This is a genomic window from Aquabacter sp. DMC10, assembly GCF_056314145.1.
This window is the reverse complement of the sequence record NZ_JBQUYX010000002.1, coordinates 17677-43633: the sequence shown is the minus strand read 5'-3', so window position 1 is coordinate 43633 and position 25957 is coordinate 17677. Positions and strand designations below refer to the sequence as shown.

Here is a 25957-nt window from a genome sequence, read left to right as displayed (position 1 = left end):
GAAAAATGACCAGCGCGGGGCGGACAGTGCGCTGACCCCGCTCACATGATTGTGAGCGGCTCATCTTGCCCGGAAGACCGGACGATGCAAGATTTTTATGCATTGCGCCGCAGCGTGACCGGTGCAACTGCGTGCAATACCCCCTCAGATTGCATTTTGCCGCCTAATCCTTGTGCGAAACTTGCGGCGCCCGCCCGGCTTGCTGCGTGCGACTCTCATTTCGCAAATAAAAAGGCCGAGAGCGCGGCGCGCTCCCGGCCTGATCTGGACGCTTTGGCGGCGAGACCTTGAGGGCCTCAGCCGGCCTTGGAATACAGCTCGGCCACATAGTCCCAGTTGACCAAGTGGTCGACGAAGGCCTTCACATAATCGGGCCGACGGTTGCGGTAGTCGATGTAATAGGAGTGCTCCCACACATCGACGCCCAGCAGCGGCACGCCGCCATGCACCAGCGGGTTCTCGCCATTGGGGGTCTTGGTCACGGACAGCTTGCCGTCCTTCAGGGTGAGCCAGGCCCAGCCGGAGCCGAACTGGCCGACGCCCGCCGCCACGAACTCCTCCTTGAACTTCTCCACCGAGCCGATGTCCTCGATGATCTTCTTCTCAAGCTCACCGGGGATGGCGCCGCCGCCGTTGGGCTTCATCCAGTTCCAGAAGTGCAGGTGGTTATAGTGCTGGCCGGCATTGTTGAAGAGGCCGGCATTCTTGCCGAAGGAGCCCTTGACGATCTCCTCGAGGGATTTTCCCTCAAATTCGGTTCCCTTTAGGAGGTTGTTACCGTTATTGACATACGCAAGATGATGCTTGTCGTGATGATATTCGAGCGTCTCGCGGGACATGTAGGGGGCGAGCGCGTCATAAGAGTAGGGCAGTTCGGGAAGCGTGAAAGACATGGGGCGTCTCCGCAATCGATCCGGTAGGGTTCGGCGACGTCCCCCCGGTGACCGAGGATGGAGGTTCGCCCGAACTGCGAACTAGATAGGGCGGGCTGGGAGATCGGACAACAGCGGCGACGCCGATTTCTTGCCTGGACCGGCAATTTGCTTTGGACGATCGTGCCGCGCGGTTCGTGCTTGGAGTGGTCATATGTGGCGGTTAGTGGGTGCTATCGGTTTTCTCCTGGCGCTGATCGGCCTCGTCGTGTCGGTGCTCGGTATGGCGATTTTCGTGTCCAATTTCGGCAATGCCCTGCTCGCGGCTGGCGCGGCGGGTGTGTCGGGTGGCATCGTGCTGGTGGGTATCGCCCTCGTGCTGAAGGAAATGGCGGGCCTTGCCGCCCGTCTCGACCAGGTGGCGCTGACGGGTGGTTCGGCCGTGTCCAGCGCCCCGGCGGCCGCGCCCGCCTTCGCGCCGGCGCCCGCCTTCCAGCTTCCCTCCGACGAGGAGGAGGACGATGAGCCGGCCTATGCGCCGCCGCCCCCGCCGCCCCCGGCCCCTGTGCGCCAGGCGCCCCCCACCGAGCCCACCGGCCGCCCGACCCTTCCGCCCTTCGTGCGGCCCCGCGCGGCCGAGCCTCCGACCGAGGCGGCGCCCGCCCCGGACGCGCGCCGTGGCCGCATCCTCGGCCGCCTGACCGAAGGCGAGACCCTGGCCTCGCGCCTGCGCCTGCCGGCCGAGGCGCCCGCCGACCTGCCGCCCGAGCCCGCACCGGCGCCCGTTCCTGCCCCGGCGCCGATGGAGCGGGCCGAACGCCCGGAGCCGCGCACCGCGCCGGTTCCCCGTCCGTTCGCCCCGCCGGCCCCGCCTGCGCCTCCCGCGCCGCCGCCCGCCCCGGTGCGCCGCGCCGAGCCGCCCCGCCCGGAGGTGGCCGAGCCCACCATTCTGAAGTCGGGCATCGTGGGCGGCATGGCCTATACGCTCTATTCGGACGGCTCCATCCAGGCGGAGCTTCCCGACGGCGTGCTGCGCTTCGCCTCGCTCCAGGAACTGCGCGACCACGTGGCCCGCGCCGCCCAGCCGCCGCGCTGAGCGACCTCAATCAAAAAGGGGGCGGTCCCGGCGGGACCGCCCCCTTTTTTGTGCCGGCAAGCTTCAGGCCGCCTGGCTGCCCACCCCGATGCGCATGAGCCGCCGCCGCAACGGGCCGACGCGGTCGAGCAGATAAAGGCCGAGGCCCCGCAGGCCCTGCACCGGCACAAGGTCCGACAGGAGCGAGCGGTTGAGCAGGTCCACCGCCCGCATGCGGCCCTCAATGTCCGCCCGCCGCTCGCGCTCATAGGTTGCCAGCAGGTCCGCCGCGCCGGGATCGCGCCCGGCCGCGAAGGCCGCGGTCACGGCGCGCACCAGGGCGTCCGCGTCGCGGAGTCCCAGATTGAGGCCCTGCGCCCCGATGGGCGGCATCACATGGGCGGCCTCCGCCATCAGCGCCACCCGATCCGCCACCAGGCTGCGGGCGGTCTCCGCCGAGAGCGGGAAGGCGCCGCGGCCTGCCTGCACCGTGAAGGCGCCGAGGATGGAATGGGCGCGCCGCTCCAGTTCGCGGGCGAGCGCCGTGTCGTTCAGGCCGAGCAAGGTCACCGCCTCCCGCTCGCTGACCACGCACACGATGGAAGAGCGGTTGCCGGGCAGCGGCACCAAAGTGAAGGGGCCGGTCTCGGTGTGGAATTCGGTGGAGATGTCCTCATGCGCCCGCGTGTGGGCGACGGTGAAGGTCAGGGCCACCTGCGGATAGGCCTGCGACTTCAGGCCGATGCCCAGCGCCTGGCGGACCCTGGACTGGCGTCCGTCGGCGGCGATCACAAGGCGGGCGGTGAGCGTGCGCCCGTCATCCAGGAGGACCCGGGCGGTCTCGCCTTCCACGGTGACGTCGGTGAGGGAGGCGCGGGCGATGTGGAGATTGGGCGTGGCCAGCGCCGCCGTGGTCAGTTCGCCGCGCAGCGCCTCGTTCTCGATATTATAGCCGAACGCCTCCAGCCCGATCTCGGCGGCGCGGAAGGTGACTTCCGGCGCGCGCATCAGGCGGCGGGTAGCATCGACGATTCGCAGATCCCGGAGCGGGGCGGTGTGCGGCGCCAGGCGCTCCCACAGGCCGTAGGCGGACAGGATCTGCACCGAGCCTTCCATGAGCGCGGTGGTGCGCTGGTCGATGCCGCGCTCCGGCCCGGTCACCAGCGCCGTCGGCACGCCCGCGCGGGCGAGCCCGATGGCCGCGGCCAGACCCGCGGGCCCGCCCCCCACGACGATGACATCCTGGTTCAAAGGATCGCAGTTCAACGGGTCGGAGTTCAACGGGTCGGACATGACAACCTCCGCACGCACCACGGCTCCACGCAGGGCGGCGTGGCCGGGACATTGTGGCCGGGCACCCGGGCCGGGGGGCACATGCCACCCCGCGCCCCAGGCCGCCGGTCCTCTACAAAACGCCTGATCCCGGCCCCTGGATCGCGCCGGGGATCGATTTCCAGCACCCGCGAGTTTAGCCGCAAGGGCGCGCGCCGTCGCGCGGTGCGTCGTCCCATCCCCTAGATGTGTCATGCTTTGGCGGTAGGCTGAACCGGCGCGCGGGGGCCGCACGACGGGAGACGTGAATGCTGGCCTGGATCTCATCGCCGGAAGCCTGGGCGGCCCTGGTCACGCTGGTGGCCATGGAGATCGTGCTCGGCATCGACAATGTGATCTTCATTTCGCTGCTGGTGCAGCGCCTGCCCGCCCATCAGGCGCTCCGGGCGCGGCAGATCGGGCTCGGGCTGGCGCTCTTCATGCGGATCGCCCTGCTGTTCACCCTGTCCTGGCTGATCGGGCTCCAGCAGGCGCTGTTCACGGTGATGGGCCACGGCGTGTCCTGGCGCGACATCATCCTGATTGCGGGCGGCGCCTTCCTGGTGGCCAAGGCCACCACCGAGATGCATGGCGAGATGGAGGGCGAGGAGGCCGGCGGCGCCGCCCCCGCCAGCTCCGCCTTCCTCATGATGGTGGCGCAGATCGCGGTGCTCGATCTCGTCTTCTCCATCGATTCCATCCTCACCGCCATCGGCATGGCCGAGCATCTGGAGATCATGATCCTGGCGGTGGTGATCGCGGTGGGCGTGATGTTCGTGGCTTCCGGGCCGCTCAGCGCCTTCATCGCCTCTCATCCCACCACCAAGATGCTGGCTTTGGCCTTCCTGGTGCTCATCGGCACCACCCTGGTGGCGGATGGCTTCGGCTTCCACATTCCCAAGGGCTACATCTATGCGGCCATGGCCTTCGCGGTGCTGGTGGAAGCCATGAACATCACCGCCGCGCGCCGGCGGCGCCGCCGCCAGTCGGGCATGGACAAGCCCGGCGCCCGCCGCTCGGCCTCCGGCGCGGCCGCGTCGGGGAGCGCGGCCGGAGGCGATGAGACGGCGTGAGCGCGTGCCGGAGGTCTGGGCGCTTGCCGGTGGCCGGGGAGGCCCTATCATGCCGCCGCCGCTGTGCCCGCCAGGGCCAAGGCCACACAGGCGCGGCGGACAACGGGTGGGAGGCGACGACATGGTTGCGGCGATTCGCGTGCACCGGACCGGCGGTCCGGAGGTCCTGACGTTCGAGACCATCACCGTGCCCCCGCCCGGCCCCGGTGAGGTGCAGATCCGTCATACCGCCATCGGCCTCAATTACATCGACACCTATTTCCGCTCCGGCCTCTACAAGGCCCCCCAATTGCCCTTCATCCCCGGCAATGAGGGGGCGGGCGAAGTGGTGGCGGTGGGCGACCATGTGAACGACTTCCACGTGGGCGACCGGGTGGCCTATGCCGGGGCCATGGGCGCATATGCCCAGGTGCGCAACATTCCCGCCAACGTGCTGGTGCACCTGCCCGCCGCCATCGACGATCGCTCCGCCGCCGCCATGATGCTCAAGGGCATGACGGCGCAATATCTGGTGCGCCGGACCTATGAGGTGAAGGCGGGCGACACCCTCCTCATCCAGGCGGCGGCCGGGGGCGTGGGGCTCATCCTGTCCCAATGGGCCCATGCCCTGGGCGCCACCGTGATCGGCACCGTGGGCTCCAAGGACAAGGCGGAACTGGCTTTGGCCAATGGCGTCGACCATGTGATCCTTTATCGCGAGGAGGATTTCGTCCACCGCGTGAAGGAGATCACCTCGGGCAAGATGTGCGACGTGGTCTATGACGGCGTTGGCCAGGCCACCTATCCCGCCTCGCTGGATTGCCTCAAGCCGCGCGGCCTTTGGGTGTCCTTCGGCAATGCCTCGGGCGCCATCACCAATTTCGACCTGCTGACCTTGTCCCAGAAGGGTTCGCTCTACGCCACCCGCCCCACGCTCGGCACTTATGTGGCCACCCGGCCGGATCTTCTGGCCACCGCCAATGACCTGTTCGAGATGGTCATCAAGGGCGCGGTGAAGATCCCCGTGCACCAGACCTACGCTCTGAAGGACGCCGTGCGCGCCCATCGGGACCTGGAAGGGCGCGCCACCACTGGTTCAACCCTGCTTCTGCCTTGACGCAGCTATGCATTTTCCTTTTTGCCGGCGCTGTCCCTTGCGCCGGACGGTGCCGTTCGTGATAACCTTGGACGAACTCCAGGGCGGGCAACGCCCCGCCCCCCTCAGTCTTCGGCGGTCCGTTCGGCATGATGCGCCAGTACGAACTCGTGGATCGCGTCCGTCGGTATAATCCCAACACCGACGAAGCGTTGTTGGATCGCGCCTATGTCTATGCCATGCGCGCGCATGGCACACAGGTGCGTGCCTCCGGCGATCCCTACTTCTCCCACCCGCTGGAAGTGGCGGCCATCCTCACCGATCTGGAGCTGGATGACGCCACCATCGTGGCCGCCCTGCTCCACGACACCATCGAGGATACCGGCGCCACCAAGGCCGAGATCGAGCGCCTGTTCGGCGCCCAGATCGCCCAGCTGGTGGAGGGCCTGACCAAGATCAAGAAGCTGGATCTGGTCTCCAAGCAGGCCAAGCAGGCGGAAAACCTGCGCAAGCTGCTGCTCGCCATCGCCGACGACGTGCGCGTGCTGCTGGTGAAGCTCGCCGACCGCCTGCACAACATGCGCACGCTGAAATATGTGCCGCAGGAAAAGCGCGACCGGGTGGCCCAGGAGACCCTGGACATCTACGCCCCGCTTGCCGCCCGCATGGGCATGCAGGACATGCGCGAGGAGCTGGAGGAGCTGTCGTTCCGCCAGCTCTCGCCCGAAGCCTATGAATCCATCACCGTGCGCGTCTCCGAGCTGCGCGAGCGCAATGGCCCGCTGGTGGAGGAGATCGAGCGCGAGCTGCATGACGAACTGGCCCGGCGCGAGATCAGCGCCCAGGTGAAGGGGCGTGAGAAGCGGCCCTATTCCATCTGGGGCAAGATGGAACGCAAGGCCATCGGCTTCGAGCAATTGTCCGATCTGTACGGCTTCCGCGTCATCGTCTCCTCGGTGGAGGACTGTTACCGCGCGCTCGGCATCGTCCATACCAAGTGGCCCATCGTGCCCGGCCGCTTCAAGGACTACATCTCCACCCCCAAGCCCAACGATTACCGCTCGCTCCACACCACCGTCATCGGCCCCCGCCGCCAGCGCGTGGAACTGCAGATCCGCACCCGCGACATGGACGACATCGCCGAATACGGCATCGCGGCCCATGCCCTCTACAAGGACGGGTCGGGCGCCCAGCCGGTGATCCTGTCCAACGAGAGCCGGGCTTATGCCTGGCTGCGCAAGACCATCGAGAACCTCTCCCAGGGCCTCAGCCCGGAAGAGTTCCTGGAGCACACCAAGCTCGAACTGTTCCACGACCAGGTCTTCTGCTTCACCCCCAAGGGCCGCCTCATCGCCCTGCCGCGCCGGGCGACGCCCATCGATTTTGCCTATGCGGTGCACACGGACGTGGGCAACACCGCCGTGGGGTGCAAGATCAACGGCACGGTCGCCCCTCTGGTGTCGGAACTGAAGAATGGCGACGAGGTGGAGATCATCACCTCCAAGGCCCAGACCCCGCCGGGGGCGTGGGAGACCATCGCCGTCACCGGCAAGGCGCGCGCCGCCGTGCGCCGGGCCACGAGGGCCGCCGTGCGCGCCCAATATGCGGGGCTCGGCCGCAAGATCGCCGAACGCAATTTCGCCCGCGCCGGCAAGATCTTCTCCGAGGAGTCCCTGGCCAAGGCCATGCCGCGCCTCGCCCGCACCTCCATCGAGGATGTGTTCGCGGCGGTGGGGCGCGGCGAGATCAAGCCGGACGATCTCATCCGCGCCGTCTATCCCGACTGGAACGCCCAGCGCCTGGAAGACCGCTCCGGCGGCAACAAGGCGCCCAACGGGGAAGGCTGGTTCGAGCTGAAGCGGGGGCAGAACCTCAAGTTCAAGATCCCCGACGCGCCCGAGGATGATGCCGCCGCCATTCCCATCCGCGGCATCAATGGCGAATTGCCCGTGCGCTTTGCCCAGGAAGGCGGCGCGGTGCCTGGCGATCGCATCGTCGGCATCCTAACCCCGGGCGAGGGCATCACCATCTATCCCATCCAGTCCAAGGCTTTGCAGAAGTTCGAGGACACCCCCGAGCGCTGGCTGGACGTGCGCTGGGACGTGGACGAGCTGAGCGAGGGGCGCTTCCCCGCACAGATCATCGTCACCTCCATCAACGAGCCGGGCTCGCTGGCCCAGATCGCCACCGCCATTGCCGACCGCAACGGCAATATCGAGGGCATCCAGATGCGGGCGCGCTCGCCGGACTTCCACGAAATGGTGATCGAGCTCGGCGTGTTCGACCTGCGCCACTTGAACGCCATCATCTCGGACCTGCGCAAGCGGCCGAGCGTTTCAAGCGTGGTGCGCATCAACGGCTGAGCCGTCAGGAGAAAAAAGATGCACAAGCTGCGGCCGGTCCGGCTCGGAGTGAACATCGACCACGTGGCCACCGTCCGCAATGCGCGGGGCGGCGCCCATCCCGACCCCGTGCGCGCGGCCGCCCTCGCCATGGCCGCCGGCGCCGACGGCATCACCGCCCATCTGCGCGAGGACCGCCGCCACATCCGCGATGCCGACATGGCCCGGCTGAAGGCGCAGATCCCCCTGCCGCTCAATTTCGAGATGGCCGCCACCGACGAGATGATCGCCATCGCGCTGGCCACGGAACCCCATGCCTGCTGCCTCGTTCCCGAGCGGCGGGAGGAGCGCACCACCGAGGGCGGGCTCGACGCCGCCGGCCAGCAGGCCGAGCTCGGGCCCAAGATCGCCGCCCTGAAGGCGGCCGGCATCCGCGTCTCCCTCTTCATCGCCGCCGACCCCCAGCAAATCGCCGCCGCCGCCGCCCTGAAGGCCGACATCGTGGAGCTGCACACGGGCGCCTGGTGCGATCTCCTGGCCGAGGGGCGGGTGGGGGAGGGCGAGGGGGAGCTTCGTCGGCTCATCGCCGGAGCGCGCCAGGCGGAGGGGCTCGGCCTGGAGGTCCATGGGGGGCACGGGCTCAATTTCGAGACCGCGCGAATCATGGCGGGGATTCCGCAGATCCTCGAGCTGAATATCGGCCACTTCCTGGTGGGCGAAGCCTTGTTCACCGGCCTCGAAGGCGCAGTTCGGCGCATGCGCGAGGTCATCGCAGAGGGGCGGGGGGACGCAGAAGGATTGGCCGCATGATTATCGGCACCGGCTCCGACTTCACCGACGCCCGGCGCATCGCCAAGTCCATCGAACGGTTCGGAAACCGTTTCCTGGACAGGATTTTCACCCCCGAAGAGCGGGCCAAGGCCGACCGCCGCGCCCGCCGGGTGGAGACCTATGCCAAGCGCTTCGCCGCCAAGGAGGCCTGCGCCAAGGCCTTGGGGACGGGGTTGAGCCATGGCGTCTTCTGGCGGGACATGGGGGTGGTCAACCTGCCCTCGGGAAAGCCCACCTTGCGCCTCACCGGCGGCGCGGCCGCCCGGCTCAAGTCCTTGATTCCAGAAGGATATGAGGCGCAGATCGACCTCTCCATCACGGATGAGGGGCCGCTGTGCGCGGCCTATGTCATCATCTCCGCGAACCCGGTCCGGTGAGGCCATCGGGGCGGTCTGGAGACGTCGACGTCCCGCGGAACAGGAGAGAGGAGCACGCGCCTCACCCCTTGTGCTATGGGATCAGCCGTGAACTCGGCCGGAAGATGGGCGAGGCGAAGACAAGGTTCGCTCGGCGCGCAGCGACGCGCGCGGAGCGGGTGGGTGGGAGCCACGGTCGGTGAAGCTGACGTTTCGAGACATCGTCCTGGGCGGACCGCTCCAGCGCGGGCTGTTTCACTTGCGTTATCAGGTGCTTGACGCCATTCATTACCGCAAGCGCAGCGCCGACCAGGCTACCGCCCTTGCCGCAGTGCGGGCGCTAGATGCCCCCGTGGTGGCCTTTACCATCGCCTTCAATATCCCCGAGGCGATCGCGCTCCTGTCCGACGCCATGGCCAAGCTCACTCCCGCTATCCCATTGGTGGTGTGCGATAATTCCACCGATCCCGAGGCCGCCCGGAAGATCCGCGCCTTCTGCGAACAGGCCGGGCGCATCTATTGCCGCCTGCCCAAGGCGCCGCTGGTGAAGTTCCACTCCTCCCGTTCCCACGCCACGGCGCTCAACTGGGTGCTGCGCAACCTCATCCTGCCGGCCGGGATCCGCAAGTTCGCCACCCTCGACCACGATCTTGTTCCCCTCCAGGGCTATGATTTTGCTGCCAAAATCAAGGACCAGCCCTGCTATGGCTACGTCCGCCGCCAGGACAGTTCCCGCGCCTGGTACCTGTGGCCGGGCTTTGCCATCTTCGACCTCGACCGCATCAAGCCCGCCAAGATCAATTTCGGCACCGACCGCATGCTGGGCCTGGATACCGGGGGCCGCATGTGGGGCACCCTCTACCGCCACATGGACCCGGCGAGCTTCGTGCCGGCCAAGGTGGGTGAAGGCGTCGTGGTGATCGGCGCGGAGGAGCATCTGCATCTGGTCTTCGACGTCTGGCTGCATGTGGGGCAGGTCAGTTACCGAAACGGAAACCTCGCCCTTCTGGCGGAATTGCATCGGCGGCTGGACGCCGACCCCGCAAGTCTGTCGAAAATCGTGGTGCGCTAGGCGCGTTATTGGAAGACGGCGGGCGCGAGGCGGGGTTCCATTGCCCGCATCGGCCGAAGCGTCTATAGAAGTGCGACCGCATGGCCGGCTTGCGTTTCCGGTGACAAGGTGCGGCTGTGCAACGGAGCGCGCCTTGCGCCGTCTCCAGAGCCTTGGGACAACCGGACGGTCAATGACAGCAACCAGCGATTCCAAGAAGGACGGCGGCTTCCTCGAAACCGTCCGAGTGATCTTCCATGCGCTTCTGATCGCGTTGGTGATCCGCACCTTCCTGTTCCAGCCGTTCAACATTCCGTCCGGCTCCATGAAGGACACGTTGCTGATCGGCGACTATTTGTTCGTCTCCAAGTTCAGCTACGGCTATTCCCGTTTCTCCATCCCCTTCTCGCCCAACCTGTTCTCCGGCCGCATCATGGGCGCCGAGCCGCAGCGCGGCGACGTGGTGGTCTTCAAGCTGCCCAAGGACAACGAGACCGACTACATCAAGCGCGTGGTCGGCCTTCCCGGCGATCGCATCCAGATGATCAACGGCCTGCTCCACATCAACGGCACGCCGGTGCAGCGCGAGCGCCTGACGGACGTGATGGAGGATGATGGCAGTGGCCGCACCGTGCCGGTGCGCCGCTGGAAGGAGACCTTGCCCAACGGCGTCTCCTACGAAACTCTCGATCTGGTGGACAACGGCTTCTACGACAACACCCAGGTCTATCAGGTGCCGCCCGGCCATTTCTTCATGATGGGCGACAACCGGGACAATTCCGCCGACAGCCGGGTGCTGAGCCAAGTGGGCTACGTGCCCTATGAGAATCTCATCGGCAAGGCCCAGGTGATCTTCTTCTCCGTGGCCGAGCATGCCCCGGCGTGGCAGTTCTGGAGATGGCCCTGGACGGTGCGCTGGTCGCGCCTGTTCACGATCGTCCGATGACCGGCAGTGGCGGCGACCTGGCCGCATTTGAGGCCCGCCTCGGCCACCTGTTCGCCGATCGCACCCTGATCGAGCTGGCGCTGACCCACATCAGCGCCGTGAAGGGCAATGCGCCCCGGGTGCGCTCCTACCAGCGGCTGGAATTCCTCGGCGACCACGTGCTGGGCAGCATTGTCTCCCACATGCTTTACGACGCCTTTCCGGGCGCGGAGGAGGGCGAACTGTCCCGCCGTCTCGCCGATCTGGTTCGCGAGGAGGCCTGCGCCGAGGTGGCGGAGGAAATGGGGCTGGGCGGCCTGATCCGAGTGGGCACGGGGGAAGCCCAGTCTGGCGCCCGCAAGCGGCGCACCATCCTTGCGGATGTGGCTGAGGCGGTTGTGGCGGCCGTCTATCTGGACGGCGGCTATACCGCCGCTCATGCCCTCGTGGAGCGGTTCTGGCGGGCGCGATTGGAGGCGCCCCGGCGCCCCCTGCGCGATCCCAAAACCGTGCTGCAGGAATGGGCCCAGGGACGCGGCTTGCCGCCGCCCGTCTATCGGGAAGTGGCCCGCTCCGGCCCGGATCATGCGCCGGTCTTCTTGATTATCGTGGAATTGCCGGGCCTTGAGCCGGCGCAGGCGCAGGGACAATCCAAGCAGGCGGCGCAGAAGGCGGCCGCCTCCGCCTTCCTCGCCAGGGAAGGCGTCAGCGCCGGGGACAAGCTATGAGTGACATGGACGACACCGAAGACCTGCCGACACCGCCGGCCCAGACCCGCTGCGGCTTTGTCGCCCTCCTGGGCGCGCCCAATGCGGGAAAATCCACCCTGACCAATGCCTTGGTTGGCACCAAGGTGTCCATCGTCTCGCACAAGGTGCAGACCACCCGGGCCATTGTCCGCGGTATCCTCATCGACGGCGCAGCGCAGGTCGTTCTGGTGGATACGCCCGGCATCTTCTCGCCCAAGCGCCGCCTGGAGCGGGCCATGGTGTCGACCGCCTGGACCAGCGCCTCCGACGCGGACCTGGTCGCGCTGCTGGTGGATGCCAAGCGTGGGCTCGACGAGGATGTGGAAGCCATCCTGAAGTCGCTGGGCGAGGTGCGCCGGCCGCGGGCTCTCATCCTCAACAAGATTGACCTCATTCGCCGCGATACCTTGCTGGCGCTGGTCACCGAGCTGACGGGCCGCCTCGCCTTCGACAAGGTGTTCATGGTTTCGGCCCTGACCGGGGACGGCGTCGAGGATGTGAAGAGCTGGTTTGCCGGCTCCGTCCCGTTCGGCCCGTGGCTCTATCCCGAAGACCAGATAACGGACGCGCCCATGCGAATGCTGGCCGCCGAGATCACGCGGGAAAAGATGTTCCTGCGCCTTCACGACGAATTGCCCTATCGCTCTACCGTGGAAACGGAGAGCTGGAAGCAATTGCGCGACGGGTCGATCCGCATCGAGCAGACCATCTATGTGGAGCGGGAAAGCCAACGCAAGATCGTGCTCGGCAAGGGCGGCACCGCCATCAAGACCATCTCGTCCGAAGCTCGCGCCGAGATTTCCGAGATCGTCGAGGCCCCGGTGCATCTGTTCCTGTTCGTGAAGGTGCGTGAGAACTGGGCCGATGACCCCGAGCGCTATCGAGAGATGGGGCTGGAATTCCCGAAGGGGAACTGAGGGGGGCGCTGACGCCGCCGTGGAATGGATCGATGAGGGCATCGTCATCGGTGTGCGGCGGCAAGGCGAGACCAATGCCGTTGTCGAACTGATGACCCTGGAGCGAGGCCGGCATTTGGGCCTCGTGCGGGGGGGATTGTCCCGTCGCCAGGCCCCGGTCCTGCAGCCTGGTAACAAGGTGCGGGCAGTCTGGCGGGCGCGGGTGCCCGAGCAATTGGGCGTTTTCAGCATCGAGCCGTTGGAAGAGCGGGCAGGGCGACTTATGGCGGCTGCCCATGGCGCCTTCGGCGTCACTTATATGGGGGTGCTGCTGCACCTCTTGCCGGAACGGGACCCCCATCCCGGCCTCTACGGGGTGCTGGACGCCATCTTGGATGCCTTTTCCGATCCGCTGGCGGCTGGCGAATTGCTGGCGCGCTTCGAACTGGCACTGCTGGGGGATCTCGGCTTTGGCCTTGAACTCCAGCGCTGCGCTGCCACCGGGGGAAACAACAACCTTGTCTATGTCTCTCCCCGCACCGGACGCGCGGTCTCCGAAGACGCGGGCGCTCCCTATGCGGATATGCTGCTTCCCTTGCCGTCTTTTCTTGTGGGCTCCATCATTCCTCCCTCGGTGCCCGATCTGGAGGATGCCTTCCGGCTGACGGGCTATTTCCTGGCGCGGCGCATTTTCGAGCCGCGCGGTTTGACGCTGCCGGAAGCCCGCTCGGGCTTTCTGGCCGCCGTGCGCCGGGCCGGGCCATCCCGGTGAGGCCGGCACCGGCCCGGACCTTGGGTCCGAGCCGGCCAAGCGTCCACCTCAATAATAGCGGCCGGGAGGCGGGCCATAATAATTGCCGTAGCGCGGGCCGGGGCGGGGGCCGTAGCCATACCAGCCCGGACGCGGGCCGACCCAAACGCGGTCACAGCGCTGGACGAAGACGGGGCGGCCGTTCCACCAAGTTCGCACGGGCCGGCACACGCGGCGCCACGCCACCTGCTCGGCTGTGGCCGATCCCTCGGCCAAACCAAGGGGCTGGGCGGCGGACGCGGCGGATGTGAGGGGCATGGCCTCCGCCTGGCCGGCGAGCGAGACGATTCCAAGTGCCGCAGCCCCACAGCAAGCAACAACAAGACGTTTCATCTCAGCTTCTCCTTTGAAGCTCTATGGCGCACCATTCGGTGCTGCTGATGAGTGTATAAAGCCAAGATGTCGGTGATTTGTTCCATCTGCAGCGCGAGCAAGATATGAACAGGGCAGCGCGCGCGTCATGAGTGAGGTCTGTCTGAACGTGTGTTCACTTAACGGCGCGCAACGAATACGTCTGCCGGCATTTGCGGCGAAGTTGCGCTGCCGTTGGGGCAAGCGTGGGGTGTTCACAAGGCGCCTTGTGCACCGCTTTGGGGCGCGCTAGTCGAACCACATGGCCAAGCGCACTCTCCCGCCCAGCGAAGGTTCCATCGAGCCGGTCGCCCTCAAGACCGCCCTTGAGGAGCGTTACCTCGCCTATGCCCTGTCCACCATCATGCACCGGGCACTGCCCGATGCCCGGGACGGGCTGAAGCCGGTGCACCGGCGCATTCTGCACGCCATGCGCCAATTGAAGCTGGATCCGGGCACGGGTTTCAAGAAATGCGCCCGCGTGGTGGGCGACGTTATCGGTAAGTTCCACCCCCATGGCGACCAGGCGGTCTATGACGCCCTGGTACGCCTCGCCCAGGACTTCGCCCAGCGCTATCCGCTGGTGGATGGCCAGGGCAATTTCGGCAATGTGGACGGCGATAATGCCGCCGCCATGCGTTACACCGAAGCGCGCATGACCGAGACCGCCCGTCTGTTGCTGGACGGGATCGACGAGGACGCGGTGGACTTCCGGCCCACCTATGACGGCTCAGAGGAAGAGCCGGTCGTCCTGCCGGCGGCCTTCCCCAATCTGCTGGCCAATGGCTCCCAGGGCATTGCGGTGGGCATGGCCACGTCCATCCCGCCCCATAATGCCGCCGAGCTTCTGGATGCCGCCCTCTACCTGCTGGACCGGCCGGAGGCGCCCGCCTCCGATCTCCTGCAATTCGTGCCGGGGCCGGACTTCCCCACCGGCGGCGTTCTGGTGGAAGATCCCATCGGGGTGGCCGAGGCCTATGCGACGGGACGCGGCTCGTTCCGCGTGCGTGCCCGCTGGGAGCGCGAGGAGACGGGGCGGGGCACCTATCTCGTGGTAGTCACCGAAATCCCCTATGGCGTGCCCAAGTCGCGCCTGGTGGAGAAGATCGCGGAACTCCTCACCGACAAGAAGCTGCCGCTTCTCGCCGACGTGCGCGACGAGTCGGCCGAGGACATCCGCCTGGTGCTGGAGCCGCGGGCCCGCAATGTGGACCCGGAAGTCCTCATGGAGAGCCTCTTCAAGCTCACCGAGCTTGAGGCGCGCATTCCGCTCAACATGAATGTGCTGGTGCGCGGGCAGATCCCCAAGGTGCTCTCCCTGGCGGATGCGCTGCGCGAATGGCTGGCCCATCGCCGTGACGTGCTGCTGCGGCGCTCCCGCCACCGGCTGGGCGAGATCGCCCATCGGCTCGAAGTGCTGGCGGGCTATCTGGTCGCCTATCTCAACCTCGACGAGGTCATCCGCATCATCCGCGAGGAGGACGAGCCGAAGGCCGAATTGATGCGGACCTTCTCGCTCTCCGACGTTCAGGCGGAAGCCATCCTCAACATGCGCCTGCGCTCCCTGCGCAAGCTGGAGGAGATGGAGATCCGCAAGGAGCACGATGCACTGAGCAAGGAGCAGGATCAGCTCAACAAGCTGGTGGCGTCCGAGTCCGCGCAATGGAAGGCCATCGGCACAGAGATCCGCCAGACGCGCAAGACCTATGGTCCCGACACCGAGATCGGTCGTCGCCGCACCAGCTTCGCGGCGGCTCCCGTGCTGCATGAGGATGCCTTCACCGAGGCCCTGGTGGAGCGCGAGCCCATCACCGTCGTGGTGTCCCAGAAGGGGTGGATCCGCGCCCTGAAGGGCCACCAGCCGGACGTGACCGGCCTCCAGTTCAAGGGCGACGACACCCTCGCCCACGCCTTCTATGCCGAGACCACCTCCCGCCTCATGGTGGTGGCCACCAACGGACGCTTCTACACGCTGGAGGCCTCCAAGCTGCCGGGCGGGCGCGGCCATGGCGAGCCGCTGCGCCTCATGATCGACCTGGAGCAGGAGGCGGAGATCGTTGCGGTCTTCACCCATGTGCCCGGCCAGAGGCTGCTGGTGGCCTCGAAGGAGGGGCGCGGCTTCCTGGTCGCCTCCGACGAGTGCCTCGCCACCACCCGCAAGGGCAAGCAGGTGCTCACCGTCGATCCGCCCGACCGCACGGTGGTGGTGGCCCCGGCAGTAGGGGACACGGTGGCGGTGATCGGCGACAATCGGAAGTTGCTCCTCTTCCCGCTCAATCAGGTGCCGGAAATGACCCGCGGGCGGGGCGTGCGTCTGCAACGTTACCGGGAGGGCGGCCTGTCAGACGCCAAGGTCTTCGCCCGGGCTGACGGCCTGACCTGGGAGGACACCTCCGGCCGCACCTGGACCGTCTCGGAACTGCTCGACTGGCAGGGCGAGCGGGCCTCGTCCGGGCGCCTGCCGCCCAAGGGCTTCCCCCGCAACAACCGCTTCGCCTGAGGCGCGGCCATGGGCTGGATCGCGCTGCCGGGTGAAGGAGGCCGCCGCGCCGCCGGTCGTCTGGGTGGCGTGGTGCTGGGGATGGTGCGGACCCGAGAGGTTCTTCTCGTGCTGCTCGCCTGCCTCGTGGGCGCGGTGGCCGGAGTGGGCGTGACGGCCATGAGCCGGGGCGCCCACGAGATGCACAAGATCCTGTTCGGCGCAGGGGCGGATGGCTTCCTGTCCGCCATGTCGGGCCTGGGACACCCCTACATGTACGCCGTACCAGCCGTCGGCGGGCTGGTGATCGGGCTCTATTCGCTGGCTCTGAAACGCCTGCGACGCCACCCCATCGTCGACCCGGTGGAAGCCAACGCGCTCGACGGCGGGCGCATGTCGCTGCTGGACAGCTTCCTGCTATCGGCCCAGACCATGCTGTGCAACGGATTTGGCGCGTCCGTGGGCATGGAGGCCGGCTATACCCAATGGGGCTCCGGCTTCGGCTCGTTTCTGGGCCAGAAGCTGCGCATCAGCCGTTCGGAACTGCGCATCCTGGTGGGCTGCGGGGCGGCGGCCGGCATCGCGGCCGCGTTCCACGCGCCGCTCACAGGCGCCTTCTATGCGTTCGAGCTCATCATCGGAGTCTATGCCATTCCCGCCGTGGCGCAGGTGATCGCGGCGGCGTTGGTGGGATTTCTGGTGGCGCGCGAGCTGGGAGCGGTGGGCACCCCCATCATCGTGCCCGAGGCCCGAGATGTGGTGCCGATGGATTTCGTGCCGTACATCGCGCTCGGGCTGATCGGCGCCTTGCTGGCCATCGGCATCATGCGGCTGATGACACTGGTGGAGGCCGGCTTCTCGCGCACGGGCCTGCCGGCGCCCCTGCGCCCGGTGGTGGGCGGCATGGGGGTGGGCGTGCTCGCCCTGTTTTCCCCGCAGGTCATGGCGAGCGGGGAAGGCGCCATGCACATCCAGGTGGGCACAGGGGTGACCTTGGCCGTTCTGGGCGTGCTGGTGTTTAAGATCGCCGCTGCCGCCCTGTCGCTAGGGTCAGGCTTCCGCGGCGGCCTCTTCTCGGCGGCGCTCTTCATGGGCTCACTGCTCGGGAAACTGTTTGCCGTGGCCATCGGCGCCGTCTTGCCATCCCTCGCCATCGACCCCGTCACCTCGGCGGTGGTGGGCATGGCCGCCTTGGCGGTGGGGATCGTGGGCGGTCCCTTCACCATGACCTTCCTCACCCTGGAATCCACTGGAGACCTCGGCATTTCCGGCCTGGTGCTGACGGCGGCCATTGTCTGCTCGCTGGTGGTGCGCAACGCCTTCGGCTTTTCCTTCACCACATGGCGCATGCATGTGCGGGGCGAAACCATCCTCGGCGCCCATGACGTAGGCATGATCCGGGCCTTGACGGTGCAGAAGGTCATGGAGACCGAGCCGCTGACCTTGCCCGCCCAAATGCCGCTTCAGGAGGCCCGCGCCATTCTGCGGGAGCGTGGGCTGCTTGCGGCGGTTCTGGTGGATGAAGCCGGGCGGCAATGCGGTGTCCTCCAGCGGATCGACGCCTGGGGCGCCGATCTGGACCCGCTCGGCCCCGCCCGTGCCGCGGCCAAGGGCGAGAGCGAGGCATTGCACCCCGAGGGACAGGTGCGCGAGGCCCTGTCCGCCTTCCGGCGGGCGGAGGCGACCCGCCTTCCGGTGGCCGATGGCCAGGGGCGCGTGGTGGGCATGCTCGCCGAGGTGGCGGCGCTGCGCTCCTATGCAGGCGTACTGGAGCGCGTGCGCAGGAGCCTATCGGGCGATCGCTACTGAGGCTTGACGGTTAGGGGTGGGCCAGGCTGTCGATGAGCTGTGCGACGCCGGTCCACATGATCTGCAGGCCGATGCACAGCAGGATGAAGGCGAACAGGCGCACCAGAATGTTGGTGCCGTTGCGCCCCAGAATCCGCTCGATGTCGCCGGCATAGCGATAGGCCACAAAGATGCTGGCGCCGATGGCCATCAAGCCAGCAAGGGCCGCCAGTACGTGCAATCCAAGCCCCGCCCAACTCTCGCCGCTGGTGTCCACGCCTTGCGTGCCGAGCGCGATGGCGGTGGCGATGGAGCCGGGCCCCACCGTAAGCGGCATGGTGAGGGGATAGAAGGCCTTGTCGACGAACGAAGTCGGATCGACGGCCGTGGCGCTGGCGGCGCTGCGGTCGGTTGTGGCTTCGCCCTGGTGGAGCAATTGCCAGCCCACCACCGTCACCACCAGCCCGCCCGCCACGCGCAGCACGGGCATGCTGACGCCGAAGAAGGTGAGCACATGGGAGCCCACCGCCATGGACGCCACCAGAAGAACAAAGCCGTAGAGGGCCACCTTGGTGGCCACCTGGGCGCGCACATTGTCCGGCGCGCCGCGCATCATCTCATAGAAGATGGGCGCCCCGCCGAGCGGATTGACCACCGGGAACAGGCCGGCAAACACCGCCAGGAAGATATTGAGATAGGTGGTCATGCTGCCCATCCGGTGGCGCCACGCTTCGGGCCGCCCGGATGCCCCCTGGACGCGGTTACTCTTCCCCCTCGAACCGCTCCCATCCCTGGGGGGAGAGGCGCTCCTGAGGAACGAAGCGACTTTTATAGCTCATCTTCCGGGAGCCTTTCACCCAATAGCCAAGATAGACATAGGGCAGGTCCATGGCGCGGGCCCGAGCGATGTGATCGAGGATCAGGAAGGTCCCCAGCGAGCGCTTGGGAATGTTGGGATTGTAGAAGGAATAGACCATGGACAGCCCATCCGAGAGGATGTCCGTAAGCGCCACCGCGAACAGGTCGCCGGTGCCCTTTCCATTGATGCGCGTGTCCGGCCCTTTGCGGCGATATTCGATGAGCCGCGTCTGAACGTGGGTGTCCTCCACCATCATGGCGTAGTCGAGGACATTCATGTCCGCCATGCCGCCAGAGCCGTGGCGGGTGGAGACATAGGCGCGGAACAGGGAATATTGCTCGGACGTGGGGGTCGGCGGCCGCAGCGTACCCACCAGGTCCTCATTGTCGGCAGCCACGCGCCGAAAGCCGCGGGCCTCCTTGAAATCCGCAACGCAGATGCGGACGGACACGCAGGCCCGGCAGCCCTCGCAGGCAGGGCGATAGGCGATGGACTGGCTGCGGCGGAACCCGCCCTGGGTGAGCACGTCGTTGAGCGCGGTGGCCCGCTCCCCGACCAGATGGGTGAACACCTTCCGCTCCTCCCGACCCGGCAGATAGGGGCACGGGGAAGGGGCCGTCAGATAGAATTGCGGTGTGTCACGCGAATGCTCGGTCACGGCCCTGTCACCACTTGAAGCGACAGCATCGCTCCCGCCGACGAGTCGGTCAAAGGTTTCCTCTGCGTCGGCGAATCAAAAACGATTGCGCCGAAGCAAGGACGCCCGAGCCTCCGTATTCACCACCATTGTGCCGAGCACAAAGTCATGGAGCAGGCGCCGACGGTCATTGAACAGCGCCACCACCAGGACGAACGGCGTGAGGAAGCTCACGGACACCCAATAGAGCACCACATGTGCCGCACCCAGCAGGCTGTAGCAGGGCGCGCCGGAGGTGGTGCGCATCTCCAGGTCCATGAGGCGCATGCCCAGCGTGGCGGAGGCGGGCGACCCCAGGGTCATGGCATTATAGCAGATGGCCCAGATCACGAAGGCTGGCGAGACCAGGGGAAACAGCATCCAGCCCAGGCTGAGCGTCACCAGACCGAAGACAAAGATGAAAAGCGTGAGCAGGACGATGGGACCAATAATCATGGTGGCATCCACCAGGAAGGCCACGATCCGTCGGGAGAGCACACCCTCGAAATATTCCGGCTCGCTCACCGGGTCGTAGGCGTCCACCCGCGCGCGGGACTGTGCGCCGACCCATTCGCCCCCGCCCGGGCTGGTATAGCTCATCGATCCATCTCCCGGTCTTGCTCCCGCGTCGCGTCCCGTGACGCGCCGAAGGACGGGAAGACCTGCCCGCTTTCCCTTAAGTGGTGCGGGCGGGACCTGGCTTCAAGATGTGGCCGCTACCAGTCCGCTCCGCCAGCACCGAGCCGCTGCACCGGAAGGCCCTCCGCCTCCAGTGCCTTGTGGATGAGGTCCGCATGGGCCTGGTCGCGTGTCTCGACGGTGAGATCGAGCCGCGTGCCCTTGGCGGGAACATCCAGGAAGGTGCGGCGGTGGTGCACTTCCAGGATGTTGGCGCCCAGGCGCCCCAGCAGGGTGGAGATGCGTCCCAGCATGCCTGGCCGGTCCAGGATGGTCAGGCGGAAGGAGACGATGCGGTGCTCGCGCTCCAGTTCCCGCATCATGATGCCCGCCAGCACGCGCGGATCGATGTTTGCCCCGGACAGAACCAGCCCGACCCGCTTGCCACGGTAGCGGTCCGGGTCGGTGAGAAGGGCCGCAAGACCTGCGGCGCCCGCCCCCTCGGTGACCGTCTTCTGGAGGATCATGAGCGCATTGACGGCGCGCTCCAGGGCGGATTCCTCCACCAGCTCGATGCGATCCACCAGTTGCGCCACGATGGCGGCGGTCAGCGACCCCACATTGCGCACGGCGATGCCCTCGGCCAGCGTCGGCCCGCCGCATTCGCGGGCCTCGCCCGTGCGCAGCGACCACATGGCCGGATAAAGGGCGGCCTCGACGCCCACCACTTCGGTCGCGGGGGCATGGCCCTTGACCGCCAAGGCGACGCCGGAAATGAGCCCGCCGCCGCCCACGGGCACGAGAATGGCGTCGAAGGTGGGCCCATCCTCCAGCATTTCCAGCGCGACGCTGCCCTGGCCTGCGATCACGTCAGGGTCGTCATAAGGATGGACGAAAACCCGCCCCTCCGAGGCCGCGATGCGCGCCGCCTCTTCCGCGGCCTCCCCCACGCCCTCGCCGTAAAGCACCACGCGGGCACCGAAGCCCTCGGTGGCGAGCACCTTCACCTGGGGGGTGTTCTCCGGCATGACGATGGTGGTGGAGATGCCGAGCCGGGTGCCGTGATAGGCCACCGCCTGGGCATGGTTGCCAGCGGACATGGCTACCACGCCGCGTCGGGCCTCCTCCGCCGAGAGGCGGGCGAGCTTCACCACCGCGCCGCGCTCCTTGAAGGAGGCGGTGACCTGGAAGTTCTCGAACTTCACCCACACATCCGCGCCCGTGAGCTGCGACAGGCGAGGGGCGTGCAGGGTCGGCGTGCGCATGACCGCGGCTGAGACGATAGACCGTGCGCCTTCCACGTCCGCCAGAGTGACGGGCAGGGGGGGAGCGGCCGCAGGTCGCTCGAACGCTTCAAGGCGCATGGAGGAGCCGTCCCGGGGCGTCAGCGGCCGGCCGCGAGGCGCTCGGCCACGCGGGGGGCGAAATAGGTCAGGATGCCATCGGCACCGGCGCGCTTGAAGGCCATCAGGGCCTCGACCACGATGCGATCGCCATCCACCCAGCCATTGCGGATGGCGCCCTCGATCATCGCGTATTCGCCGGACACCTGGTAGGCGTAGGTGGGCATGCCGAAGGCTTCCTTCAGACGATAGACCACATCCAGATAGGGCAGGCCGGGCTTTACCATCAGCATGTCGGCGCCCTCTTCCACGTCGAGGGCGGCCTCGCGGATGGCTTCCAGGCCGTTGGCTGGGTCCATCTGATAGGTGCGCTTGTCGCCCACCAGGGTCTTGGAGGTGCCGATGGCGTCGCGGAACGGCCCGTAGAAGGCCGAGGCATATTTGGCGGCATAGGACATGATCTGCACGTCCGCAAAGCCGGCCGCGTCGAGGCCCGCCCGGATGGCGCCGATGCGGCCGTCCATCATGTCGGAGGGGGCGATCACGTCTGCTCCCGATTCGGCCTGCACCACCGCCTGGCGCACCAGCACCGCCACCGTTTCGTCATTGAGGATCCGTTCCCCTTCCAGCAGGCCGTCGTGGCCATGGCTGGTATAGGGGTCGAGGGCGACGTCGGTGATGAGGCCGAGCTCCGGCACTTCCGCCTTGATGGCGCGCAGGCTCTTGCAGATGAGGTTTTCCCCGTTGAGCGCCTCGCTCCCGAAGGGATCGCGCAGGTCCGGGTCGGTATAAGGGAAGAGGGCGAGGGCGGGGATGCCCAGCTTCGCCGCCTTTTCGGCCTCGCGGACGATTTCGTCCACGCTGACGCGCTCCACGCCGGGCATGGAGGGCACGGCCTCGCGCCGCTTCTCGCCCTCGATCACGAAGACCGGCCAGATCAGGTCGTCGACCGTGAGCGTATTCTCGCGCACCAGCCGGCGGGACCAGTCCGCCTTGCGATTGCGGCGCAGGCGGTGGGTGAGGGGCAGGCCCGTATTCGCCTCCGCAGCGGCGGCATCGGGGGAGCGGAAGCGGGCGTGGGTGATGGACATGAGGCGCCTCTCGCGGTCGCGCGGGCCACAGGCCCGAAAGAGGAGCACCTTATAGACCCAGGAGGGGGGGAGTGCGAGCATTCCGGCGGCGCGGGGCGGCGTTGACGCTGATGCATGGGCCGTCTAACCCTCCCGTGCCGCCCGCCCCGCGGGGTCGATCGAGCCATGCTGTCCAGGAGCTGCCGTGACCACCGAGCCTCAGGTCCTGTTTGAACGCCAAGGCAAAGCCGGCGTCATCACCCTCAACCGTCCCAAGGCGCTGAATGCCCTGACCCTGGAGATGGTGCGGGAAATCCATCCGCAGATGCGGGCCTGGGCCACCGATGACGACGTGACCCGCGTGATTCTGAAGGCCGCCGGAGAGAAGGCCTTCTGCGCCGGCGGCGATGTGCGCCAGCTCTACGACCTCGGGCGGGAGGGCCGCTATGAGGAGGCGCTGACCTTCTGGCGCGAGGAATATGTCCTCAACCACTATATCGGCACCTATCCCAAGCCCTTCATCTCCCTGATCGACGGCATCTGCATGGGCGGCGGATTCGGTCTGTCCGCACATGGCGCCTTCCGGGTGGCGGGGGACCGCTATCTGTTCGCCATGCCGGAAGTGAATATCGGCCTGTTCCCGGATGTGGGCGGCACCCATGTGCTGCCCCGCCTCAAGGGCGGGCGAGGGGTCTATCTGGCCCTCACCGGCGCGCGCATCAAGGCGGCGGACGCCCTGGCGGCGGGCCTTGCGACCCATATCGTCCCCTCCGCCCGCATGGGCGAGCTGGTGCGGGAGCTTGCGGCCGGCGGCGCGGTGGAAGATGTGCTCGCCGCTTTCGCCATCCCGGCGCCTGCCGCGCCCCTCGATGCCCATGGCGACCTCATCGCGGATGTCTTCACGCGCACCGACCTCGACGCCATCTTGGCGCGCCTCGATGAGATCGCAGCCGCTGGCGGTGCAGAGGCTGAGTTCGCCGCCGCCACCGCCAAGGACATGCGCGGCAAGTGCCCCACCAGCCTTGCCCTGGCCATGGAGCAGATGCGGCGGGGACCCGCACTCGACCTTGCCGGTTGCCTCGTCGCCGAATACCGGATGGTGAACCGGGTGGCGCGCGGTCACGATTTCTACGAAGGCGTGCGGGCCATCCTCGTGGACAAGGACAATGCCCCCAAATGGCAGCCGCCGCGGCTGGAGGATGTTGATCCCAAGGTGATCGCGGCCCATTTTGCCCCCGTCGACGAAGAACTCCCCCTCGGTTGAGGGAGCCCAACGCCGCAGGAGCCCAACCCAGTAGGAGCCCATGTCCCATTACGATCCCATCGATGCCAGTGCGCGCGCTCATATGGAGCGCCTGACGCCCTGGCGTCGTCGGCTGGTCACCTTCCTGCGGGCGGTCGCGCTCTTCCTGCTGCTCGAGGCGCTCTATCACTGGGCGTTGATCTGTGGCGTTGGCGACGCCACGGCCTTTGAGGACATGCCCACCATTCTCCAGGGCTCGGTGATCTGGGCCGCCATCATTGACCCCATCGCCGGGGTGGGCCTGTGGCTGGGGGCGGGATGGGGCGTGGTGCTGTGGCTGCTCGCCACGGCGACCCGCATCCTTCTGGATTTCTTCACGCCCGAGGGCATGCCCCGGATGCTGCTTTTGTCCTTGTTTGAAGTGTCATTGGTGGTGGCCTATGCGGTGCTCTCCATCCGCGCCGCCCGCGAAAGCGACGAGGACTGACCCGAACCGCCAGGAGCGTCTCATGTCCGATGCCACAGCCGACGGCCGCCTTTGGTCCGACGTGGACGCCTACATCACCGGCCGCCTCCTGCCGCCCGATGCCGCCCGGGACGCAGCCCTGGCCGCGGCCGATGCGGCGGGATTGCCCGCCATCAATGTGTCCCCCGCCCAGGGCCGCATGCTCACGATCCTCGCCCGTCTGGTGCGGGCGCGGCGCATTCTGGAGATCGGGACGCTGGCCGGCTACAGCACCTTGTTTCTTGCCGAAGGGCTGGAGCCGGGCGGGCAGGTGGTGACTCTGGAGATCGATCCCCGCCACGCCGCTGTGGCGCGGGACAATTTCGCCCGCGCCGGCCTTGCCGAGCGCATCGACCTGCGCGAAGGGCCGGCCATCGCCTCGCTGCCGCAGATCCTCGCGGAAGGGGGGGCGCCGTTCGACATGATCTTCATTGATGCCGACAAGCCCTCCAACCCCGATTATCTCGCCTATGCCTTGAAGCTGTCCCGGCCAGGCACCCTCATCGTCTCCGACAATGTGGTGCGCGGCGGGAAGGTGCTGGAGGAAGACAGTGCGGATCGCTCCGTGCAGGGCACCCGCGCCCTGTTTGACGCGCTGGCGGGCGAACCCGGCCTGCTCTCGACCGCCATCCAGACGGTGGGCGCAAAGGGCTATGACGGCTTCGCACTGACCCTCGTTGGCGTCTAAGGCCCCTGTCTTCCCGCTCGCAGCAGGGCGGTGCGGGTGACGTTCAGGAACCTGGCCCGCCGTCCCCACGTTCTCCTTGCTGCGCACAAGGAGACAACGCCATGACCCGTCCTGTTCCGTCCAGGCGCCTCTGCTGGCCCGCGGCGTGCCTAGCGGCTGCCCTCGCGTCGGGCGCGGCGCCGTTTGCGGCCTTCATCTCCCCGCCAGCCCTCGCCCAACAGACGGGGACGCTTTCCGGCCCCACCTTTGCCGAGGCGGCTGGCATGCTTGCCCGATTCGAGCAGCAGGCCGGCGATCTCGCCCGCGGCCGCAGCGGCCGCCAGGACATTCGCGCTTATGCGGAGGGAGGCTCTTCAGCCTACCAGGCCATGCTGGTGGATTTGCGGGCGGCCCTTGGCCGTGCCGACGGTGTCATCACCGTTCCCGATGCCCTGGACGGCAAGCACGAGACGCTCATCGAGCGGCTGAAGACCGCCCGCGGAACGGATTTCGACGCGCTCTATGTTCAGGCTCAGATCGAGGCGCTCAATGCCGCTGCCGGCATATTCGGAGCCTATGCCCGAGATGGCGACCAGACGGCGCTCAAGGCCTTTGCGGACAAGCACCTGCCTTTCCTCACTCAACAGCTTGAGGCCGCGCGCAACCTCCAGATCAAGACGTGACCTGCCAGGCGGCGCGCGGAATCGGTGAGCGCCCGGACGGGCTTAGTTGGTGCTGGTGCTCCCGGTTATGGAGGCCAGGAGAACGCGGGCCACTTCCTTGGTGACGCGCTTCTTGTACTTGGAATGCACCAATTGCCCGTTGTGGTAGATGTCCAGCTCCACATAGACCATGTGACCGTCCCAGCGCAGGATATTGTCGCTTCGAGTGGTCTCGATCACGCCCAGACCCTCAATGAGCTGTCCTTCCAGCGGCGGCTTCAACATGACGGCGGTCTCCCATTTGGGATGTGATCTTTCATGGCGGCGCC

26 protein-coding genes are annotated in these 25957 nt (G+C 67.2%); 17 read left to right on the top strand and 9 right to left on the bottom strand.

Translation table 11 applies throughout. The features are described from left to right. Positions 1-296: 296 nt before the first annotated feature. Positions 297-893 (bottom strand): superoxide dismutase, encoded by a 597-nt coding sequence (locus ACT54L_RS05000; protein ID WP_476084452.1) that lies wholly within the window; start codon positions 891-893, stop codon positions 297-299. Between the two features lie 205 nt (positions 894-1098). Here ACT54L_RS05000 and ACT54L_RS04995 point away from each other — a divergent pair, with 205 nt between their 5' ends. Beyond that, complete coding sequence (locus tag ACT54L_RS04995) at positions 1099-1968, top strand: hypothetical protein (RefSeq protein WP_476084451.1); 870 nt, start codon at positions 1099-1101, stop codon at positions 1966-1968. 63 nt (positions 1969-2031) lie between these two features. On the opposite strand, the gene ACT54L_RS04990 is transcribed toward ACT54L_RS04995, so the two are convergent. Then, positions 2032-3240, bottom strand: a complete 1209-nt coding sequence (locus ACT54L_RS04990; RefSeq protein WP_476084450.1) for a UbiH/UbiF family hydroxylase — start codon at positions 3238-3240, stop codon at positions 2032-2034. Between the two features lie 287 nt (positions 3241-3527). On the opposite strand from ACT54L_RS04990, the gene ACT54L_RS04985 reads away from it, so the two are divergent. The 10 genes from ACT54L_RS04985 (at position 3528) to recO (ending at position 13328) form a co-directional block, all read left to right on the top strand. Next, complete coding sequence (locus tag ACT54L_RS04985) at positions 3528-4331, top strand: TerC family protein (RefSeq protein ID WP_476084449.1); 804 nt, start codon at positions 3528-3530, stop codon at positions 4329-4331. A gap of 121 nt (positions 4332-4452) precedes the next feature. Continuing rightward, positions 4453-5427 (top strand): quinone oxidoreductase family protein, encoded by a 975-nt coding sequence (locus ACT54L_RS04980; protein ID WP_476084448.1) that lies wholly within the window; start codon positions 4453-4455, stop codon positions 5425-5427. Positions 5428-5555: 128 nt separating this feature from the next. Beyond that, complete coding sequence (locus ACT54L_RS04975) at positions 5556-7769, top strand: RelA/SpoT family protein (protein WP_476084447.1); 2214 nt, start codon at positions 5556-5558, stop codon at positions 7767-7769. Between the two features lie 18 nt (positions 7770-7787). After that, complete coding sequence (locus ACT54L_RS04970; RefSeq protein ID WP_476084446.1) at positions 7788-8558, top strand: pyridoxine 5'-phosphate synthase; 771 nt, start codon at positions 7788-7790, stop codon at positions 8556-8558. Further along, positions 8555-8956, top strand: coding sequence for a holo-ACP synthase (gene acpS, locus ACT54L_RS04965; protein WP_476084445.1), 402 nt, complete (start codon positions 8555-8557; stop codon positions 8954-8956). The genes ACT54L_RS04970 and acpS overlap by 4 nt, the downstream gene beginning before the upstream one ends. Positions 8957-9134: 178 nt before the next feature. Beyond that, complete coding sequence (locus tag ACT54L_RS04960) at positions 9135-10007, top strand: hypothetical protein (RefSeq protein WP_476084443.1); 873 nt, start codon at positions 9135-9137, stop codon at positions 10005-10007. Between the two features lie 172 nt (positions 10008-10179). After that, entirely contained in the window at positions 10180-10932 is a 753-nt protein-coding gene (gene lepB / locus ACT54L_RS04955) for a signal peptidase I (RefSeq protein WP_476084442.1), read from the top strand. After that, positions 10929-11639 (top strand): ribonuclease III, encoded by a 711-nt coding sequence (rnc, locus tag ACT54L_RS04950; protein WP_476084441.1) that lies wholly within the window; start codon positions 10929-10931, stop codon positions 11637-11639. The genes lepB and rnc overlap by 4 nt, the downstream gene beginning before the upstream one ends. Beyond that, a complete protein-coding gene (gene era / locus ACT54L_RS04945) occupies positions 11636-12577 on the top strand; it encodes a GTPase Era (RefSeq protein WP_476084440.1) in 942 nt (313 codons plus the stop codon). Before rnc ends, era begins: the two co-directional genes overlap by 4 nt. 19 nt (positions 12578-12596) lie before the next feature. Then, complete coding sequence (gene recO / locus ACT54L_RS04940) at positions 12597-13328, top strand: DNA repair protein RecO (protein ID WP_476084439.1); 732 nt, start codon at positions 12597-12599, stop codon at positions 13326-13328. 48 nt (positions 13329-13376) lie between these two features. On the opposite strand, the gene ACT54L_RS04935 is transcribed toward recO, so the two are convergent. Further along, positions 13377-13700: a hypothetical protein gene (locus ACT54L_RS04935; protein ID WP_476084438.1), complete on the bottom strand. Its 324-nt coding sequence runs from the start codon at positions 13698-13700 to the stop codon at positions 13377-13379. Between the two features lie 280 nt (positions 13701-13980). Between ACT54L_RS04935 and parC the strand changes: the two genes are divergently transcribed. Beyond that, on the top strand, positions 13981-16218 hold the full coding sequence (gene parC / locus ACT54L_RS04930) for a DNA topoisomerase IV subunit A (RefSeq protein WP_476084437.1): 2238 nt from the start codon (positions 13981-13983) through the stop codon (positions 16216-16218). A 9-nt stretch (positions 16219-16227) separates the two neighbouring features. After that, on the top strand, positions 16228-18006 hold the full coding sequence (locus ACT54L_RS04925; RefSeq protein ID WP_476084436.1) for a chloride channel protein: 1779 nt from the start codon (positions 16228-16230) through the stop codon (positions 18004-18006). A 10-nt stretch (positions 18007-18016) separates the two neighbouring features. Here the strand turns inward: ACT54L_RS04925 and ACT54L_RS04920 are convergent, their stop codons facing one another. From ACT54L_RS04920 to hemB, 5 genes are all read right to left on the bottom strand, one after another. Further along, positions 18017-18691 carry a MarC family protein gene (locus tag ACT54L_RS04920; protein WP_476084435.1) on the bottom strand — a complete coding sequence of 225 codons (675 nt, stop codon included), beginning with the start codon at positions 18689-18691 and terminating at the stop codon, positions 18017-18019. A 55-nt stretch (positions 18692-18746) separates the two neighbouring features. Then, positions 18747-19502, bottom strand: coding sequence for an arginyltransferase (locus tag ACT54L_RS04915; protein ID WP_476084434.1), 756 nt, complete (start codon positions 19500-19502; stop codon positions 18747-18749). Positions 19503-19577: 75 nt separating this feature from the next. Then, the gene (locus ACT54L_RS04910) at positions 19578-20120 is read right to left on the bottom strand and encodes an RDD family protein (protein ID WP_476084433.1); all 543 of its coding nucleotides are present in this window, start codon (positions 20118-20120) and stop codon (positions 19578-19580) included. A 116-nt stretch (positions 20121-20236) separates the two neighbouring features. After that, positions 20237-21502, bottom strand: coding sequence for a threonine ammonia-lyase (locus ACT54L_RS04905; protein ID WP_476084432.1), 1266 nt, complete (start codon positions 21500-21502; stop codon positions 20237-20239). A gap of 20 nt (positions 21503-21522) precedes the next feature. Continuing rightward, entirely contained in the window at positions 21523-22572 is a 1050-nt protein-coding gene (hemB, locus tag ACT54L_RS04900) for a porphobilinogen synthase (protein ID WP_476084431.1), read from the bottom strand. A 184-nt stretch (positions 22573-22756) separates the two neighbouring features. On the opposite strand from hemB, the gene ACT54L_RS04895 reads away from it, so the two are divergent. The 4 genes from ACT54L_RS04895 to ACT54L_RS04880 all read left to right on the top strand — a co-directional run bounded on the left by ACT54L_RS04895 (position 22757) and on the right by ACT54L_RS04880 (position 25649). Continuing rightward, positions 22757-23815, top strand: a complete 1059-nt coding sequence (locus ACT54L_RS04895) for an enoyl-CoA hydratase/isomerase family protein (RefSeq protein WP_476084430.1) — start codon at positions 22757-22759, stop codon at positions 23813-23815. Positions 23816-23855: 40 nt separating this feature from the next. Further along, entirely contained in the window at positions 23856-24281 is a 426-nt protein-coding gene (locus tag ACT54L_RS04890; RefSeq protein ID WP_476084429.1) for a DUF6163 family protein, read from the top strand. A gap of 22 nt (positions 24282-24303) precedes the next feature. Beyond that, complete coding sequence (locus ACT54L_RS04885) at positions 24304-24987, top strand: O-methyltransferase (RefSeq protein WP_476084428.1); 684 nt, start codon at positions 24304-24306, stop codon at positions 24985-24987. A gap of 101 nt (positions 24988-25088) precedes the next feature. Then, positions 25089-25649: a DUF4142 domain-containing protein gene (locus ACT54L_RS04880; RefSeq protein WP_476084427.1), complete on the top strand. Its 561-nt coding sequence runs from the start codon at positions 25089-25091 to the stop codon at positions 25647-25649. A gap of 42 nt (positions 25650-25691) precedes the next feature. Here the strand turns inward: ACT54L_RS04880 and ACT54L_RS04875 are convergent, their stop codons facing one another. After that, positions 25692-25913, bottom strand: a complete 222-nt coding sequence (locus ACT54L_RS04875; RefSeq protein WP_476084426.1) for a hypothetical protein — start codon at positions 25911-25913, stop codon at positions 25692-25694. Positions 25914-25957 lie beyond the last annotated feature (44 nt).